Source organism: Halococcus salsus, assembly GCF_009900715.1.
Lineage (GTDB): Archaea > Halobacteriota > Halobacteria > Halobacteriales > Halococcaceae > Halococcus > Halococcus salsus.
The window spans coordinates 98,812-112,522 of the sequence record NZ_JAAAJC010000001.1; the positions used below are offsets into that span (position 1 = coordinate 98,812).

General features: G+C 67.4%; 16 protein-coding genes. 5 read left to right on the plus strand and 11 right to left on the minus strand.

Annotation, left to right across the window (positions count from 1 at the left end):
* Window positions 1–48 precede the first annotated feature (48 nt).
* The 10 genes from GT355_RS00445 to GT355_RS00490 form a co-directional block, all read right to left on the minus strand.
* Window positions 49–183 (minus strand): 30S ribosomal protein S27ae, encoded by a 135-nt coding sequence (locus GT355_RS00445; protein ID WP_007695974.1) that lies wholly within the window; start codon window positions 181–183, stop codon window positions 49–51.
* Window positions 184–495, minus strand: coding sequence for a 30S ribosomal protein S24e (locus GT355_RS00450; RefSeq protein WP_120073004.1), 312 nt, complete (start codon window positions 493–495; stop codon window positions 184–186).
* A gap of 71 nt (window positions 496–566) precedes the next feature.
* Window positions 567–1,064 carry an NUDIX domain-containing protein gene (locus tag GT355_RS00455; RefSeq protein ID WP_160132691.1) on the minus strand — a complete coding sequence of 166 codons (498 nt, stop codon included), beginning with the start codon at window positions 1,062–1,064 and terminating at the stop codon, window positions 567–569.
* Window positions 1,065–1,073: 9 nt separating this feature from the next.
* A complete protein-coding gene (locus GT355_RS00460) occupies window positions 1,074–2,057 on the minus strand; it encodes an aldo/keto reductase (RefSeq protein WP_160132692.1) in 984 nt (327 codons plus the stop codon).
* 65 nt (window positions 2,058–2,122) lie between these two features.
* Complete coding sequence (locus GT355_RS00465) at window positions 2,123–3,409, minus strand: TIGR00341 family protein (RefSeq protein ID WP_160132693.1); 1,287 nt, start codon at window positions 3,407–3,409, stop codon at window positions 2,123–2,125.
* Between the two features lie 69 nt (window positions 3,410–3,478).
* Window positions 3,479–4,060, minus strand: coding sequence for a GTP-dependent dephospho-CoA kinase family protein (locus tag GT355_RS00470; protein ID WP_160132694.1), 582 nt, complete (start codon window positions 4,058–4,060; stop codon window positions 3,479–3,481).
* A 1-nt stretch (window position 4,061) separates the two neighbouring features.
* Window positions 4,062–4,259 carry a transcription elongation factor subunit Spt4 gene (gene spt4 / locus GT355_RS00475; RefSeq protein WP_029601774.1) on the minus strand — a complete coding sequence of 66 codons (198 nt, stop codon included), beginning with the start codon at window positions 4,257–4,259 and terminating at the stop codon, window positions 4,062–4,064.
* A 2-nt stretch (window positions 4,260–4,261) separates the two neighbouring features.
* Window positions 4,262–4,837 (minus strand): DNA-directed RNA polymerase, encoded by a 576-nt coding sequence (locus tag GT355_RS00480; protein ID WP_160132695.1) that lies wholly within the window; start codon window positions 4,835–4,837, stop codon window positions 4,262–4,264.
* Window positions 4,838–5,200: a PIN domain-containing protein gene (locus GT355_RS00485; protein WP_192927935.1), complete on the minus strand. Its 363-nt coding sequence runs from the start codon at window positions 5,198–5,200 to the stop codon at window positions 4,838–4,840.
* 8 nt (window positions 5,201–5,208) lie between these two features.
* Complete coding sequence (locus tag GT355_RS00490) at window positions 5,209–6,438, minus strand: translation initiation factor IF-2 subunit gamma (RefSeq protein WP_160132696.1); 1,230 nt, start codon at window positions 6,436–6,438, stop codon at window positions 5,209–5,211.
* 633 nt (window positions 6,439–7,071) lie between these two features.
* Here GT355_RS00490 and GT355_RS00495 point away from each other — a divergent pair.
* From GT355_RS00495 to thsA, 4 genes are all read left to right on the plus strand, one after another.
* Entirely contained in the window at window positions 7,072–8,007 is a 936-nt protein-coding gene (locus tag GT355_RS00495) for a winged helix-turn-helix domain-containing protein (RefSeq protein WP_160132697.1), read from the plus strand.
* Between the two features lie 25 nt (window positions 8,008–8,032).
* Window positions 8,033–8,716 carry a haloacid dehalogenase type II gene (locus tag GT355_RS00500; RefSeq protein ID WP_160132698.1) on the plus strand — a complete coding sequence of 228 codons (684 nt, stop codon included), beginning with the start codon at window positions 8,033–8,035 and terminating at the stop codon, window positions 8,714–8,716.
* A 42-nt stretch (window positions 8,717–8,758) separates the two neighbouring features.
* Entirely contained in the window at window positions 8,759–9,724 is a 966-nt protein-coding gene (locus GT355_RS00505; RefSeq protein WP_160132699.1) for a DUF5787 family protein, read from the plus strand.
* A 127-nt stretch (window positions 9,725–9,851) separates the two neighbouring features.
* Entirely contained in the window at window positions 9,852–11,537 is a 1,686-nt protein-coding gene (gene thsA, locus GT355_RS00510) for a thermosome subunit alpha (RefSeq protein WP_160133964.1), read from the plus strand.
* A 215-nt stretch (window positions 11,538–11,752) separates the two neighbouring features.
* Here the strand turns inward: thsA and lrp are convergent, their stop codons facing one another.
* Complete coding sequence (lrp, locus tag GT355_RS00515; protein ID WP_007695947.1) at window positions 11,753–12,211, minus strand: HTH-type transcriptional regulator Lrp; 459 nt, start codon at window positions 12,209–12,211, stop codon at window positions 11,753–11,755.
* A 125-nt stretch (window positions 12,212–12,336) separates the two neighbouring features.
* Between lrp and glnA the strand changes: the two genes are divergently transcribed.
* Window positions 12,337–13,707 carry a type I glutamate--ammonia ligase gene (gene glnA / locus GT355_RS00520; protein WP_160132700.1) on the plus strand — a complete coding sequence of 457 codons (1,371 nt, stop codon included), beginning with the start codon at window positions 12,337–12,339 and terminating at the stop codon, window positions 13,705–13,707.
* Window positions 13,708–13,711: the final 4 nt, after the last annotated feature.

The following is a 13,711-nucleotide window of genomic DNA, read 5'->3' on the forward strand; positions in this document are numbered from 1 at the left end:
CCCGTCACTCGGTCGTTCACGATGCCCGTGCCCGCCCGACACATCGCCTCAGTTCCACTCGGTGTAGCCACACCGACCGCAGTGCGAGCGGTCGCCGTGGTCGGCGAGGAACGCGTCGCCACACCGGGGACACTGCTCGCGGTCGGTGGTGCCGTCGTCGTTGTAGAGGTCCGAACGGGACATTTAGGCCTCCTCCGCTTCGACGTCGTCCCCGTCGCCCGCGATCTTGTTGCGTTCGAGCATGTAGGCCTGCTCGACTTCGAGGGCGTCGTCGGCGCTGTCGTAGACCTTGGCGTAGCCGAGGGTTCGGCGCATCCCGAACTTGGTGTCGAGTTCGTGGATCACGACCTCGCCCGCGTCCTTGTTGAGCCGCGCGGCGAGGCTGTCGCGAACCGAGAGCCGCGACGGCGTCTCCTGGTCGTGGATGAGCTCGAACCGCACGTCGGTGCGGTGGAGCATCGGGTTCTCCTCCTCCGCAGTGATCTCTATTTCCATTACCCCACCTTCTCCCTGAAACGGCAAAAAGGATTTCGTGTTGGCTTCCGGCTTTCGAGGTGTTCAGCGAACTATTCGACGAACAGCCGGATGTCGTTCAGCACGTCGTTGTTCGGGTCGTCGGGGAGGTCGAGGGTCCCCATCTCACGCCACGACGCACGCCAGTCGTGGCCCCCGTTCGGATCGGTCCCGTCGTCCACCGGCGTCGCGGCGAACACCACGTCGCAGCCGGTCGTCTCCGCGCCCGACTCGGACCGGTAGGTGTGGCGACGGACCCGCCGCACGCCCTCGATCGCGACCTCGACGTCGGTCGAGTCCGCGACCGCCTCGCGCGCGGTCGTCACCCAGTCGTCGCCGGGTTCGGTCCGGCCGTAGGGCAACACCGGGACCGGTGCGTCCTCGCGCTCTAAGAGCAGCAGTCGGCCGCGCCCGTCGGTGACCCCCACGATCGCCATCCCCGCGATGGGTTCGTACAGCTCGAAGTGATCCTGATGCGCTTCCACCGACTCCTCGACGAACTCGACGTCGTCGCGGTCGCGCAGCGTTTCGGGGTCGGTGAGCCCGTCCATCCTCCCGACCTACCACCGATGGTGGACGTGCTCGGCGATCCGGCTCTCGTAGACGTCGCGCGTCGCCCCGTGGCGTTCGTGGCTCAGCGGGTCGACGTCGCTCGCCGCGACGTTCTCGGCGATGTGCTCGGGGCTGGTCGAGCCCGGGATCACCGTCGAGACCGCGTCGAAGTCGAGGATCCACCGGAGCGCGAACTGCGCGAGCGTGAGTTCCTCGGGCACGACTCGTTGAAGGTCTTCGACGGCCGCGACGCCCTCCTCCAGCGGGACGCCCGCGAACGTCTCGCCCACGTCGAACGCCTCGCCCTCGCGGTTGAAGTTGCGGTGGTCGTTCTCCTCGAACTCGGTGTCGGCGTCGATGGCCCCCGTGAGGAGGCCGGAGGCGAGCGGGACGCGTACGATGATCCCCACGTCCGCGCGCTCGGCTTCGGCGAACAGCGCCTCCGCGGGCCGCTGGCGGAACGGGTTGAAGATCACTTGGACCGTCTCGACGCCGGGATACTCGATGGCCTTCAGCCCCTCCTCGATCCGCTCGACGCTGACGCCGTAGTGGTCGATACGGTCCTCCTCGACGAGGACGTCGAGCGCGTCGAACGTCTCGGGCTGGTAGTAGGCCTCGGTCGGCGGGCAGTGGAGCTGGAGCAGGTCGAGGGTCTCCTGACCGAGGTTCTCGCGGCTCCGGTCGACGAACCCACGGAGGTGTTCGAGGTCGTAGTCCTCGGCCTCGTGGGGGTCGAGCCGCCGACCGGCCTTCGTCGCCACGGTCGGGTCCTCGTCCCGGTCGTCGAGCACCTCCCGAAGCAGACGCTCGCTCCGGCCGTCGCCGTAGACGTCGGCGGTGTCGAGAAACGTGACCCCCTCGTCGAGCGCCGCCTCGATGGCCGCGTGGCCCTCTTCGTCCGCGACGTCGCCCCAGCTTCCGCCGATGTTCCAGGTTCCGTACCCGACTTCCGAGACGTCGTGACCGGTCGAACCCAGTGGTCGATGATCCATCACGAACCGTCCGGCCGTCCCCCGTGTAGGTGTGTCGGTCCCGGCGACCCGTTCGTTCCGCCGACTCACGCCGCAGAGCGCTGCCCCCGGACGAACACGACGTCGACGGCGACCGGTTCGCCCGTCTCGTTCGTCAACCGGTCGTCGATGTCCTGGGCGACCCCGGGTGGGATCCGTGCGTTGGGTCCGTGTTCGGCGACGACGGCCACCGTCGCCGGGTTGCCGAGGAGCACGTCGGTGATGGTATAGTCGACGCTCGCGGATTCGAACTGAAGCCCGTCGAACCGGCCGTCATCGAACATCGTTTCGACCTCGCTGTTCGTGGTGTACTCGACCGTCCCGGTTTCGAACGAGGCCACCGTGACGAGCCCGAGCACGACCGAGAGCAGCGCGATCCCGCCCACGACGGCCGCGACGTGGGCCCGGACTCGGCGACGGGTCCGGGCCGCGTACGTCCCGAGCTCCGGGCGGTAGCCGGCGAGCCAGAACAGCACGAGCGCCGAGAGGTTGACCGCGAGCAGGTTCACCAGCACGAGCACGCCCGCGGCGAGCGTGACGCCCGGATAGCCCCACGCGAGCCCGAGCCCCGCGGTGGCAGCCGGCGGGATGAGCGCCACCGCGATCGCGACGCCGACGAGCGCCGACCCGGCCCTCCGAATCAGGCTCACGGCACCCGCGATACCCGAGCCCAGCGCCAGAAACAGCGAGAGGAAGTTCGGCGAGGTGCGTTCGGCGACCTGTGGGATAGTACGAATATCGACCGGCGGCAGGAGGACGGTTTCCTTCAAGAGGAGTCCGAAGAGCGCACCCGTCGCGACCGCGGCGGACAACCCGGTCACCTGAAGCATCAGGCCGCGCGAGGCCATGTCGTCCTTCGCGAGCACCGTGCCGACGCTCGCCGAGATCGCCGGTCCCATGAGCGGGGCGATCACCATCGCGCCGATGATGGTCGCCGTCGAGTCGAGCAGGAGCCCCGCCGTCGCGATGAGCGTGCTCACCACGAGGAAGATGAAGAACGTCGAGGTCTCCGGCGCGAGTTCGGCGGCCCGCGCGACGAGTTCCTCACGCGAGATGCGGAGGTCGGTGTACCGCCCACGAAGGTCGTCTATCCGGCGTGAGACGACCGTCTCCGTGGATTGAACGATCGTGTAGGCGTCCTCCTCCAACCCTTCCTCACGGAGGCGCGAGAGAACCGGCTCGACGCCACCGGTCGGCACCGGAAAGGAGACCACGGCCTCGAAATCGCCGCGCCCGGTCTCCGCCCACATCGCGTAGTCGATCCCCTCGTCGTCGAGCGATCCCACGATCGACTCGCGTGCCCCCTCGGGGATCAGTATCTGAACGAGCCTCATGCCACTCTACTGTTCGTTCGTGAAGATAACTGCGCCGTGCGTTCGACCCGTTCTCGGGGCCAAAAAACGCTATTCGAGGTCGAGCGCGCGCCGCGCTCGGTCGTGGTCGCCGTCCATTCGCGAGAGGAGCCCGCGCGCGTGTTCGCCGATCTCGGTGTCGATCTCGACGTGGACCATCCCCGCACCCGGTTGGCCGTAGACCACGCTCGCCCCCTCGGGGGCGATGGCGAGCACCGGCAGCGCCGCGAGGTCCTCCTCGCCCTCGACCACGACGACGGCGGTCTCGCCCCGCTCGATCCCGTCTTGGAGGGCGTCCAGGAGTTCGTGGGCCAGCCCCGCCGCCGGGTTCTCGACGTCGATCCGGCTGTCGTAGCCCGTGATATCCGGGAGTTTGTCATCCGGGAGCGCCTCACGTTCAGTGACCCAGTCCACGACCGCGAGGTCGGGACGGACGCCCGCCCGTGTGAGGTGGCGGGTCACGACGTCGCCGACGGCGATGACCGGGTCGCCGAGTTCTCCGACGAGTCGGTCGGTATCGGTGAAGACCGGTCCGAACGGTTCCTTGAACGCGCCGCGGAGTTCCTCGGGAAGGGTGAGAACCACGCCCGATTCGTCGGTGTCGCTCTCCTCGTCCGTCCCGTGGTCGGCCACGTCAGCGGACCTTCAGCGCGTAGCGACCGGGTTCGGTGACCTGCATCTCGGCGGCGATCTCGCTGGTCTCGGGGTGGGCGATCACCACGTAGCCCGCCCAGTCCTCGGTGAGGCTCGACGAGCCGCAGGCGGGACAGGTCTGCTGGTCGGGCGAGTCGAGCACCCGGTGGCACTCGCGGCAGACGCGTCTAGTCGCCACGCTCACTCACCCGCCGCGGCGGCCTCGCGCTCCTCGCGGAGCCAGCCGTGTTTGCCGAGTCCGACCTGTTTCGCGGTCAACCCGATCTTCGAGTCGCGTGGGTTGCGCTCGTCGATGCTCTTGGTGACGATCCGGGCCCGAACGGCATCACCGACCCCGAGGGTCTGGTTCGACTCGCGCGAGGCGAGCATCTGACCCTCCTCGTCGTAGGCGAGATATTCGTCCGAGATCTGCGAGACGTGGAGCAGGCCGTCGATGGGGCCGATCCCGACGAACGCGCCGAAGCTCACGATCTCGACGACCTCGCCGTCGATGACCTCCTGCATCTGGGGGTCGAAGGTGATCGCGTCGAACTCGGCCTCGTAGTAGACCGAGCCCTCGTGACCACGCCGACCGGGCAGCACACGGCCATCGCCGATGTCGTGGACCTCGGTGACGCTGACCACGCTGCCGACGTCCTCGTCGAGGCGACCCTCGAGCTTCTCCTGGAGGAGGTGTTTCACCATGGTCGACGAGACGTCGGCGAGCAGGTGTGGCGGTACTTCGATCGTGTCGGTGAGTCTGACTCGTTTGTACATTTATGACTCCGTGATCGCGAGGGTGTTGCCCCGGGCTCCGATGACCGGGACGCCGGTCTCCAGCAGGCGGTCGCGCAGCGGGCGGTCGTTGGTGCAGACGAGGTCGCACCGACGGTCGGTCGCGAGTTCGACGCAGGCGTCGTCGGCGTACTCCTCTCGATGATCGAGCGGCGAACACCGCTCGGCGAGGTCGCGCCCGACGCTCGCCGCGACGGCTTCCTCGCCGTGTGACCCCGCGAGCTCGTCGAGTTCGTCGAGCACGGCACGCGGAACGAGGAGTTCGGGGTTCGTCAGGAGGCGTTCGAGCTCGTCGAACACCCGGACGTCGCACTCGATCGGCATCATCAGCGCGTTGGTGTCCATCAGGACCCTCATCCCGTGAGCGTTCCGATACCGATGAGCCGCCACCGCGCGCCGACCCGGCGGTTGATGGCGATCTGGGTGCCCTCGGCCGCACAGACCGGCCGCTTCAGCGAGACCTCACACTCGTCCTCGCGCGCGCTCGTCACCGCCCCCACCGTGGTCGCGGTGCCGACGGTGAGCATCAGGGGTTCGCCCGTCGAGACGGGCTCGATCGCCTCGTCCTCGCCGACGATCCGGTCGAGCAGCGAGACGTCCATCGTGAAGTCCTCGCGGGTCGGCGGGAGCGAGCCCGGCGGCCCGGCGATCTGGCCCGCCAGCCCGTCGCCCTTCGTGAGGCTCGGGTCGAGGCCCGTCCCGACGCCGAGCAGCCCGCCCGGCGTCACGGTCTCGACGTCCTCGCCACCGGCCTGGAGCGACCGGATGTCGGTGGCGATCGGCTGCCACTCGGTCTCGCCACCGTGTTCGACTTCTCGCCCTGGGCGGAGTTCGAGCTCGTCGTCGACGTTCATCTCGCCCGCGACGAGGCTGCCACCGAGCACCCCGCCCAGCAGCTCGTCGGCGTGCGTTCCTGGCCTGTTGATGTCGAAACTCCGAGCGACGTGGAGGCGGGCGTCCGAATCCGGGTCGCGTTCCGGGGTGGGGATCTCCTCCTCGATCGCCTGGATCAGGATGTCGAGGTTCGCCTCCTGGCCCGCGCTCACGGGAACCACCGGCGCGCCCTCGGCCACGGTGCCGGAGACGAACTCCTGGATCTCCTCGTAGTTCCGGCGCGCGCGGTCGGCATCGACGAGGTCGACCTTGTTCTGGGCGATCACGATGTTGTCGATCCCGATAGAGTCCAGCGCCATCAGGTGTTCCTGGGTCTGGGCCTGTGGCACCGTCTCGGTGGCGCTCACGACCAGCACCGCGCCGTCCATCAGTGACGCGCCCGACAGCATCGTCGCCATCAGTGTCTCGTGGCCCGGGGCGTCGACGAACGAGACGGTACGAATGGGTTCGCTCTCGACCCCGTTCTCGTCGGTCTCGGCCACCGTGTAGCACTCGGGGGCGTCGCGGTCCGGGAAGCGCCGAAAGGTCGCGTCGGCGTAGCCGAGTCTGATGGAGATGCCGCGCTTCATCTCCTCGGAGTGCTGGTCGGTCCACGAGCCCGACAGCGCCTCGACGAGGGTCGTCTTGCCGTGGTCGACGTGGCCGACCAGCCCGATGTTCACCTCCGGTTGTTGGTGGTTCCGTGTCATCTCGAAAGGAATAGGATGGGTACGCCCGAACCGTTGATAAATCTGCTGTTCCGCGCGCGGCGGTCGCGAACCGGCGTCTCACGGGGTGAAAGCTACGCTCGTAGGCCGCGACCGACTCGCCGACGAGCCACCGCAAGAGACGGCTCCCCTACAGCGCGACCGTTAACGGCACCGAGGTTCGCCACGGCAGGAACGTGACGCTCCGTCGCCAGCGGTCGTGACCCTTGACACGAAGACCGTCCGTGGTGCTGCGGTTACGGTGGCGACGATGCGGTTGTGGTGGTTGCTGTTGGCGCGCGCTCGCGGTCGTGCGCGAACGGATGTGAGCGCGCGACCGCGGACACTGTGCGAGGGATGAGTGAGCGACTGAAGGGAGTCGTTCGAAAGGCGCTTCGCGCCTTTCGTGATGACGAAAATCGCTACGCGATTTTCGAACCACGAACGAATCGGTTGGGGAGGCGTGTGGCTGTCGCGGGGCGATGGCGGTTCTCAGTTGCGTCGGGAGTCGTAATCGTGCTCGCTTCACTATCCAGACCGACATCTTACAGAAACACGCTTTCACGGACCAGTAAATCATCCTACAAAAACGTGGTTCAGGCAACGGCTTTGTCAATCGAGTCCGTATGAGGAATCATGAGCGAACGAACGATCCTGGCGTGCGAGGACTGCCTTCCACCGGCGGAGGCGTTCTCGGTGGTCGCCAACGAATCCCGGCTGGCGATCCTCGACGCGCTCTGGCGCGCGCCGGAGACCCCGGTGAGCTTCTCGGAGCTCCGGCGGGCGACCGGGATGGACGACAGCGCGCAGTTCAACTATCACCTGGGAAAGCTCACGGGCCAGTTCGTCCGGAAGGTCGAGGGTGGCTACGAGTTCCGCCACGCCGGCGAGAAGGTCGTCCGGGCGATCCTCGAGGGCTCGTTCACCGAGGACCCCCGCATCGAGTCGTTCGCGGTTGACGGGACCTGCGTCGCCTGCGGGGGCGACCTCCAGGCGCGCTACGCCGACGAGCGCCTCACGGTGGCGTGTCCCGACTGCGGGATGCGCCACGGTCACGCGCCGTTCCCGCCGGGCGGGCTGAACGACCGCACCCACGAGGAGGTCGTGGCGGCGTTCGACCAGCGGGTGCGCCACCTTCACTGTTTGGCGGCCGACGGGGTGTGTCCCGAGTGCGGCGGTCGGATGGAGACCGCGTTCGAGCGCGACGGCGACCGACTCACCGGCGTCGTCCACGAGTGCCGCCAGTGTCACCACGCCATCCGATCGACCGTGGGGCTCCGGCTGCTCGACCACTCGGCGGTCGTCGCGTTCCACCACGACCACGGGGTCGAACTCTGTGCGACGCCGTTCTGGCACCACGCGTGGTGTGTCGACCACGACGCGGTGACGGTCCGCTCGGCCGACCCCTGGGAACTCGACGTCTCGATTCGACTCGACGGCGAGACGCTTCGGGTGACGCTCGACGGCGACCTCGGGGTCGTCGAAACCGACCGTGGCTACGGCGCGCTCGACGGCGGCGAGCGGCCCGCCGGGGCCTCGGGCTCGCCGGCGGGGATGTCCGGCGAGGGTTGAAACGCCGCGACCCACTGGATCGGGCATGAGCTTCGACCCCGATTCGGTGACGACGGTGACCTTCGATTCCTACGGCACGCTGCTCGACGTCGAGGCGGTCGAGCGCGAACTCGCCGACCACGTAGAGGACCCAGAACCCGTCTCGAACCTCTGGCGCTCGCGCTCGCTCGCCTACACCTACGTCGCGAACCACGTCGACGCTTACAAGCCCTTCTACGACATCAACCGCGACGCGCTCGAATACGCGCTCGCCGCCCACGGCGTCGACCTCGACGAGGCCGAACGCGAGGCGATCCTCGAACAGTACCACGACCTCGACGTCTTCGACGACGTCCGCGACGGCATCGAACGCCTCAACGACGCGGGCTACGACTGCTACGTCCTCTCGAACGGGAACCCCGAGATGCTCGACTCGCTCGTGGAGTCGGCGGACATCGGCGAGGTCCTCGAAGACACCATCAGCGCCGACGAGATCTCGACGTTCAAACCCGATTCGGCTATTTATCGCCACGCCGCCGCGAGGACTGGCACGCCGGTCGAGGAGATCGCCCACGTCGCCGGTGGGTGGTTCGACATCCTCGGGTCGATGCACGCCGGCAATCAGGGGGTGTGGGTCGACAGAAAGAACTCGCCCTGGGACGGCTTCGCCGGCGATCCCGACCTCACTATCGAGACGCTCGACGAACTCGCCGAGGAACTCGGGGTCTGACCCCGACGCGTCGCTTTTGCCGCTTGCTCCCGTAGGTCTGCTGTGCGCGAGTTCGCGTTCGAACTGGCGGTCTGTGCCCACCTCGAAGCCGACTTCGACGGGGTCGTGAGCCGCCAGCTCGGAGCCAGCCTCGCGGGAACGCGCGTGATGGACGTCGTCTGTGTCGAACCGGGCCCCGACTTCGAGGACCGAACGCGACTCACCGCGGGGACGGTTCCCGACGCGGCCATCGAGAGTCGCGTGGGGGTCGGCGAGGCGCGCTACTGGAAGGACTGCTTCGACTGCCATCCCGAGCGCGCCCGCGAGGCAACCGACCACGCCGTCGAAAGCGGCTTCTTCGAATCCGAGCGCCGTCGTGGTCGGGAGTACGTCCGGCAAGCGGCGCGCTATCCCGACGACTGGTTCGGGAGACTGGTGGGCATCGAGAACAAACCCGACCTCGACAGGCCAGGCGATCTCGAACGCCAGCTCCGGACCGACGTGAGTCTGGGGATACTCGACGAGGTGGTGCTCGCGACCGCTTCCCACGTCACCGGCGCGCACCTCCACCGCATCCCCGACGAGGTCGGCGTCTGGCGGTTCGACCCGGACGCCGGGATCGACGAGATGATTCGCGAGCCGACCCCGCTCGCGCCCGACGCACCGGGGGTCGAACCGCTCGGCCACGAGGCGATGCGAACCGACGTTCGAATCGTGAGCGCCGCCGAGAAAGCGCGGGCGCGGCGGCGGATCGCCGAACGCGCCTACGGCAAGGGCTGGCGAACCTACGGGTTTCCGGCGTGTACCAACGCCCGGACAGCCGACCACGCGGGCGCACGCGGGTTGCCGTACTGCGAGTGGAAGGGTCGGTTCGTCGACGCGGCGACCGAGTGCGGCCCCGACTGTCCGGGTCACGACCCCGGCGACGCGCTCGACGTGGACCCCGACGCGGAGCGCGACCGCCGAACCCCGTGGGTTCGCGACCCGGTGGGCTATCGCCGCCGACAGGTCGGCCTCGACCGGTTTTGACATATAAACAAGGTCTGTGGGTGGGTATCATGGCCACTACCGCGGCCATGTGGCGCGATCCGAGCGACCGTTTCCGTCACTTTTATGTAGAACTCCAATCAATCGGTAGGTGACTATGGCTCAGCAAATGGGCAACCAGCCCCTCATCGTACTCTCGGACGACTCGCAGCGGACCTCGGGAAAGGACGCGCAGTCGATGAACATCACGGCGGGTCAGGCCGTCGCTGAGGCGGTACGCACCACGCTCGGCCCGAAAGGGATGGACAAGATGCTCGTCTCCGACGCGGGCGACGTCGTCGTCACGAACGACGGTGTCACCATCCTCTCGGAGATGGACATCGAGCACCCCGCCGCGAACATGATCGTCGAGGTCGCCGAGACCCAGGAGGACGAGGTCGGCGACGGGACGACGACCGCCGTCGTCGAGACCGGCGAGCTCCTCGAGAAGGCCGAGGACCTCCTCGACCAGGACATTCACGCCACCACGCTGGCCCAGGGCTACCGAGAGGCGGCCGAAGAGGCCAAGAACATCCTCGAAGAGACCGCGATCGAGGTCGACGAGAACGACACCGAGACACTCGAACACATCGCCGCGACCGCGATGACGGGCAAGGGTGCCGAGAGCGCCCGCGACCTGCTCTCGGAGCTCGTCGTCGAGGCCGTCACCGCGGTGGTCGACGAGGACGGCATCGACACCGACAACGTCTCGATCGAGAAGACCGTCGGCGGCAGCGTCGACGAGTCCGAGCTCGTCGAGGGCGTCATCGTGGACAAGGAGCGCGTCCACGACAACATGCCCTACTTCGTCGAGGACGCCAACGTCGCGCTGCTCGACTCCGCGATGGAGGTCAAGGAGACCGAGATCGACGCCGAGGTCAACGTCACCGACCCCGACCAGCTCCAGCAGTTCATGGACCAGGAGGAGGAGCAGCTGAAGGAGATGGTCGACCAGCTCGTCGACGTCGGCGCTGACGTCGTCTTCTGCCAGCAGGGCATCGACGACATGGCCCAGCACTACCTCGCCCAGGAGGGCATCCTGGCCGTGCGCCGCGCCAAGTCCAGCGACATCACCCGGCTCGCACGCTCGACGGGCGCACGCGTCGTCTCGAACCTCGACGACATCACCGCCGAGGACCTCGGCTACGCCGGCAACGTCGCCGAACGCGACATCGCTGGCGACCAGCGGATCTTCGTCGAGGACGTCGAGGACGCCAAGGCCGTGACCCTCATCCTCCGCGGCGGCACCGAGCACGTCGTCGACGAGGTCGAACGCGCCATCGAGGACTCCCTGGGTGTCGTGCGCGTCACGCTCGAGGACGGGAAGGTCCTCCCCGGCGGCGGCGCGCCCGAGACCGAGCTCTCGCTCGGCCTGCGTGACTACGCCGACTCCGTTGGGGGCCGCGAGCAGCTCGCCGTCGAGGCCTTCGCCGACGCCATCGACATCATCCCCCGGACGCTCGCCGAGAACGCCGGCCTCGACCCGATCGACTCCCTCGTGGACCTCCGGAGTCAGCACGACGCCGGCAACACGACCACCGGCCTCGACGCCTACACCGGTGAGGTCGTCGACATGGAGGCCGACGGCGTCGTCGAGCCCCTCCGCGTCAAGACCCAGGCCATCGAGAGCGCCACCGAGGCCGCCGTGATGATCCTCCGCATCGACGACGTCATCGCTGCGGGTGACCTCAAGGGCGGCCAGACCGGCGACGACGACGACGGCGGCCCGCCCGCGGGCGGCGCACCCGGCGGTATGGGTGGCATGGGCGGGATGGGCGGCATGGGCGGTATGGGTGGCATGGGCGGCATGATGTGACGACCGGGAACTACCACACCCACCCCCGACGCCGCTGACCGCATCGCGCCACGACCGACCGAATTTTTCCAGCGTCGATCCGTTAGCGACAGCCTTCGCCTCGGTTCTCGACCTCGCCGCCGCGTTCTCGGTCGTCCGGAGCGGCCGCTCGGCGTGTGGTGAAATCGTGAAAAGGGTGTTTCGACGGTTCGGTCGGGACGCGAGCGAAGGTCGGCTTACTCTTCGAGGTCGAGTTCGAACTGTTCGTGTTCGCTCACGGCGTTCAGGACCACGCTGGTGTTCGACTCCTTGACGTCGGGTTCGGTGATGAGGCTCTTGATCTGGTCGTTCATGTCGTCGGTGTCCTTGAACTTCCCGACGGCGACGACGTCGTGGTCGCCGGTGACCTCGTAGACCGAGATCATCTGGTGGTGGTCGCGGAGGCGGTCGGTGACCTCGGGGAGCGAACTCCCCTCGACCTTGAGCTGGATCACGGCGGTGACGTCGTAGCCGAGCGCGTCGTAGTCGATCTCGGGCGAGTAGTCCCGGATCACGCCCTCGGATTCGAGGTCCGCGAGGTGGTTCGAGACGGTCGTGACCGAGACGTCGAGCTGGTTGGCGAGGCTCCGGAGGCTCGCGCGGCCGTCGCCCAGCAGTGCGTTGATGAGTTCGGTGTCGAGGTTCTCGTACGTCATATCTACCCGTGATAGGTGTGGATAGTAAAACTTTACGAATATCCAATTCTGAGCCGGCTCTCAATATTTGCGAAGAACAGCAATCCTTTTACTCCGGCCGGTATCCCACCGAGTAGGCACGAAGTATGACAAACGAAACCTCTGTCCCCGACGGTGGCCTCTCGACGGAAGCCCAACACGTTCTCGACCAGATCGACGAGCAGAACGTGGACTTCCTCCGGCTCCAGTTCACCGACATCCTCGGCACGGTGAAGAACGTCTCCATCCCCGCTTCGCAGGCCGAGAAGGCATTCGAGGAGGGGATCTATTTCGACGGCTCCAGTATTGAAGGGTTCGTCCGGATCCAGGAATCGGACATGCGTCTCAAACCCGACCCCTCGACGTTCGCGGTGCTGCCGTGGCGGCGCACCGAGGAGAGCGCGGCCGCGCGCCTCATCTGTGACGTGATGGACACCTCCACCGGCGAACCCTTCGAGGGCGACCCGCGCGGCGTCCTCAAGCGCGCGGTCGACCGCGCCGAGGGGATGGGCTACGACGTGAACTTCGCCCCCGAACCCGAGTTCTTCCTCTTCGAGGAGGACGAGGACGGGCGGGCGACGACGAAGACCAACGACGCGGGTGGCTACTTCGACCTCGCACCGAAGGACCTCGCCCAGGACGTCCGCCGGGACATCATCTTCGGGCTCGAGAGCATGGGTTTCGAGATCGAGGCCTCCCACCACGAGGTCGCCCGCGGCCAGCACGAGATCAACTTCACCTACGACGACGCGGTCTCGACGGCCGACAACGTCGCGACGTTCAGGTCGGTCGTCCGCGCCATTGCGGCCGAACACGAACTTCACGCGACGTTCATGCCCAAACCCATCGCGGGGATCAACGGCTCGGGGATGCACACCCACATGTCGCTGTTCGAGGACGGCGAGAACGCCTTCCACGACGAGGACGACGAGTTCAACCTGAGCGGCACGGCGAAGGAGTTCCTCGCGGGCGTCCTCGAACACGCGCCGGCCATCACGGCGGTCTCGAACCCGACCGTCAACAGCTACAAGCGGCTCGTACCGGGCTACGAGGCTCCCGTCTACGTCGCGTGGTCCGACCGCAACCGCTCCGCGCTCATCCGCAAGCCGGCCGCACGCACCCCGGCCGCCAGCCGCATCGAGGCCCGCTTCCCCGACCCCTCGTGCAACCCGTATCTCGCCTTCGCGGCGCTCATCCACGCCGGTCTCGACGGGATCGACCAGGGCTACGAGGCCCCCGACCCGGTTCGCGAGAACATCTACGACTTCGACGAGGCGAAACGCGAGGAGTACGGTATCGAGACCCTGCCGACCACGCTCGAATCCGCCGTCGAGCAGCTCGAAGCCGACGAGGTCGTCATGGACGCCCTCGGCGAGCACGTCTCCGAGACGTTCCTCGAAGCCAAGAAGGCCGAGGTCACCGACTACCACGTCTCGGTGAGCGAGTGGGAGAAGGAGCGCTACCTCGAAACGTTCTGAATCG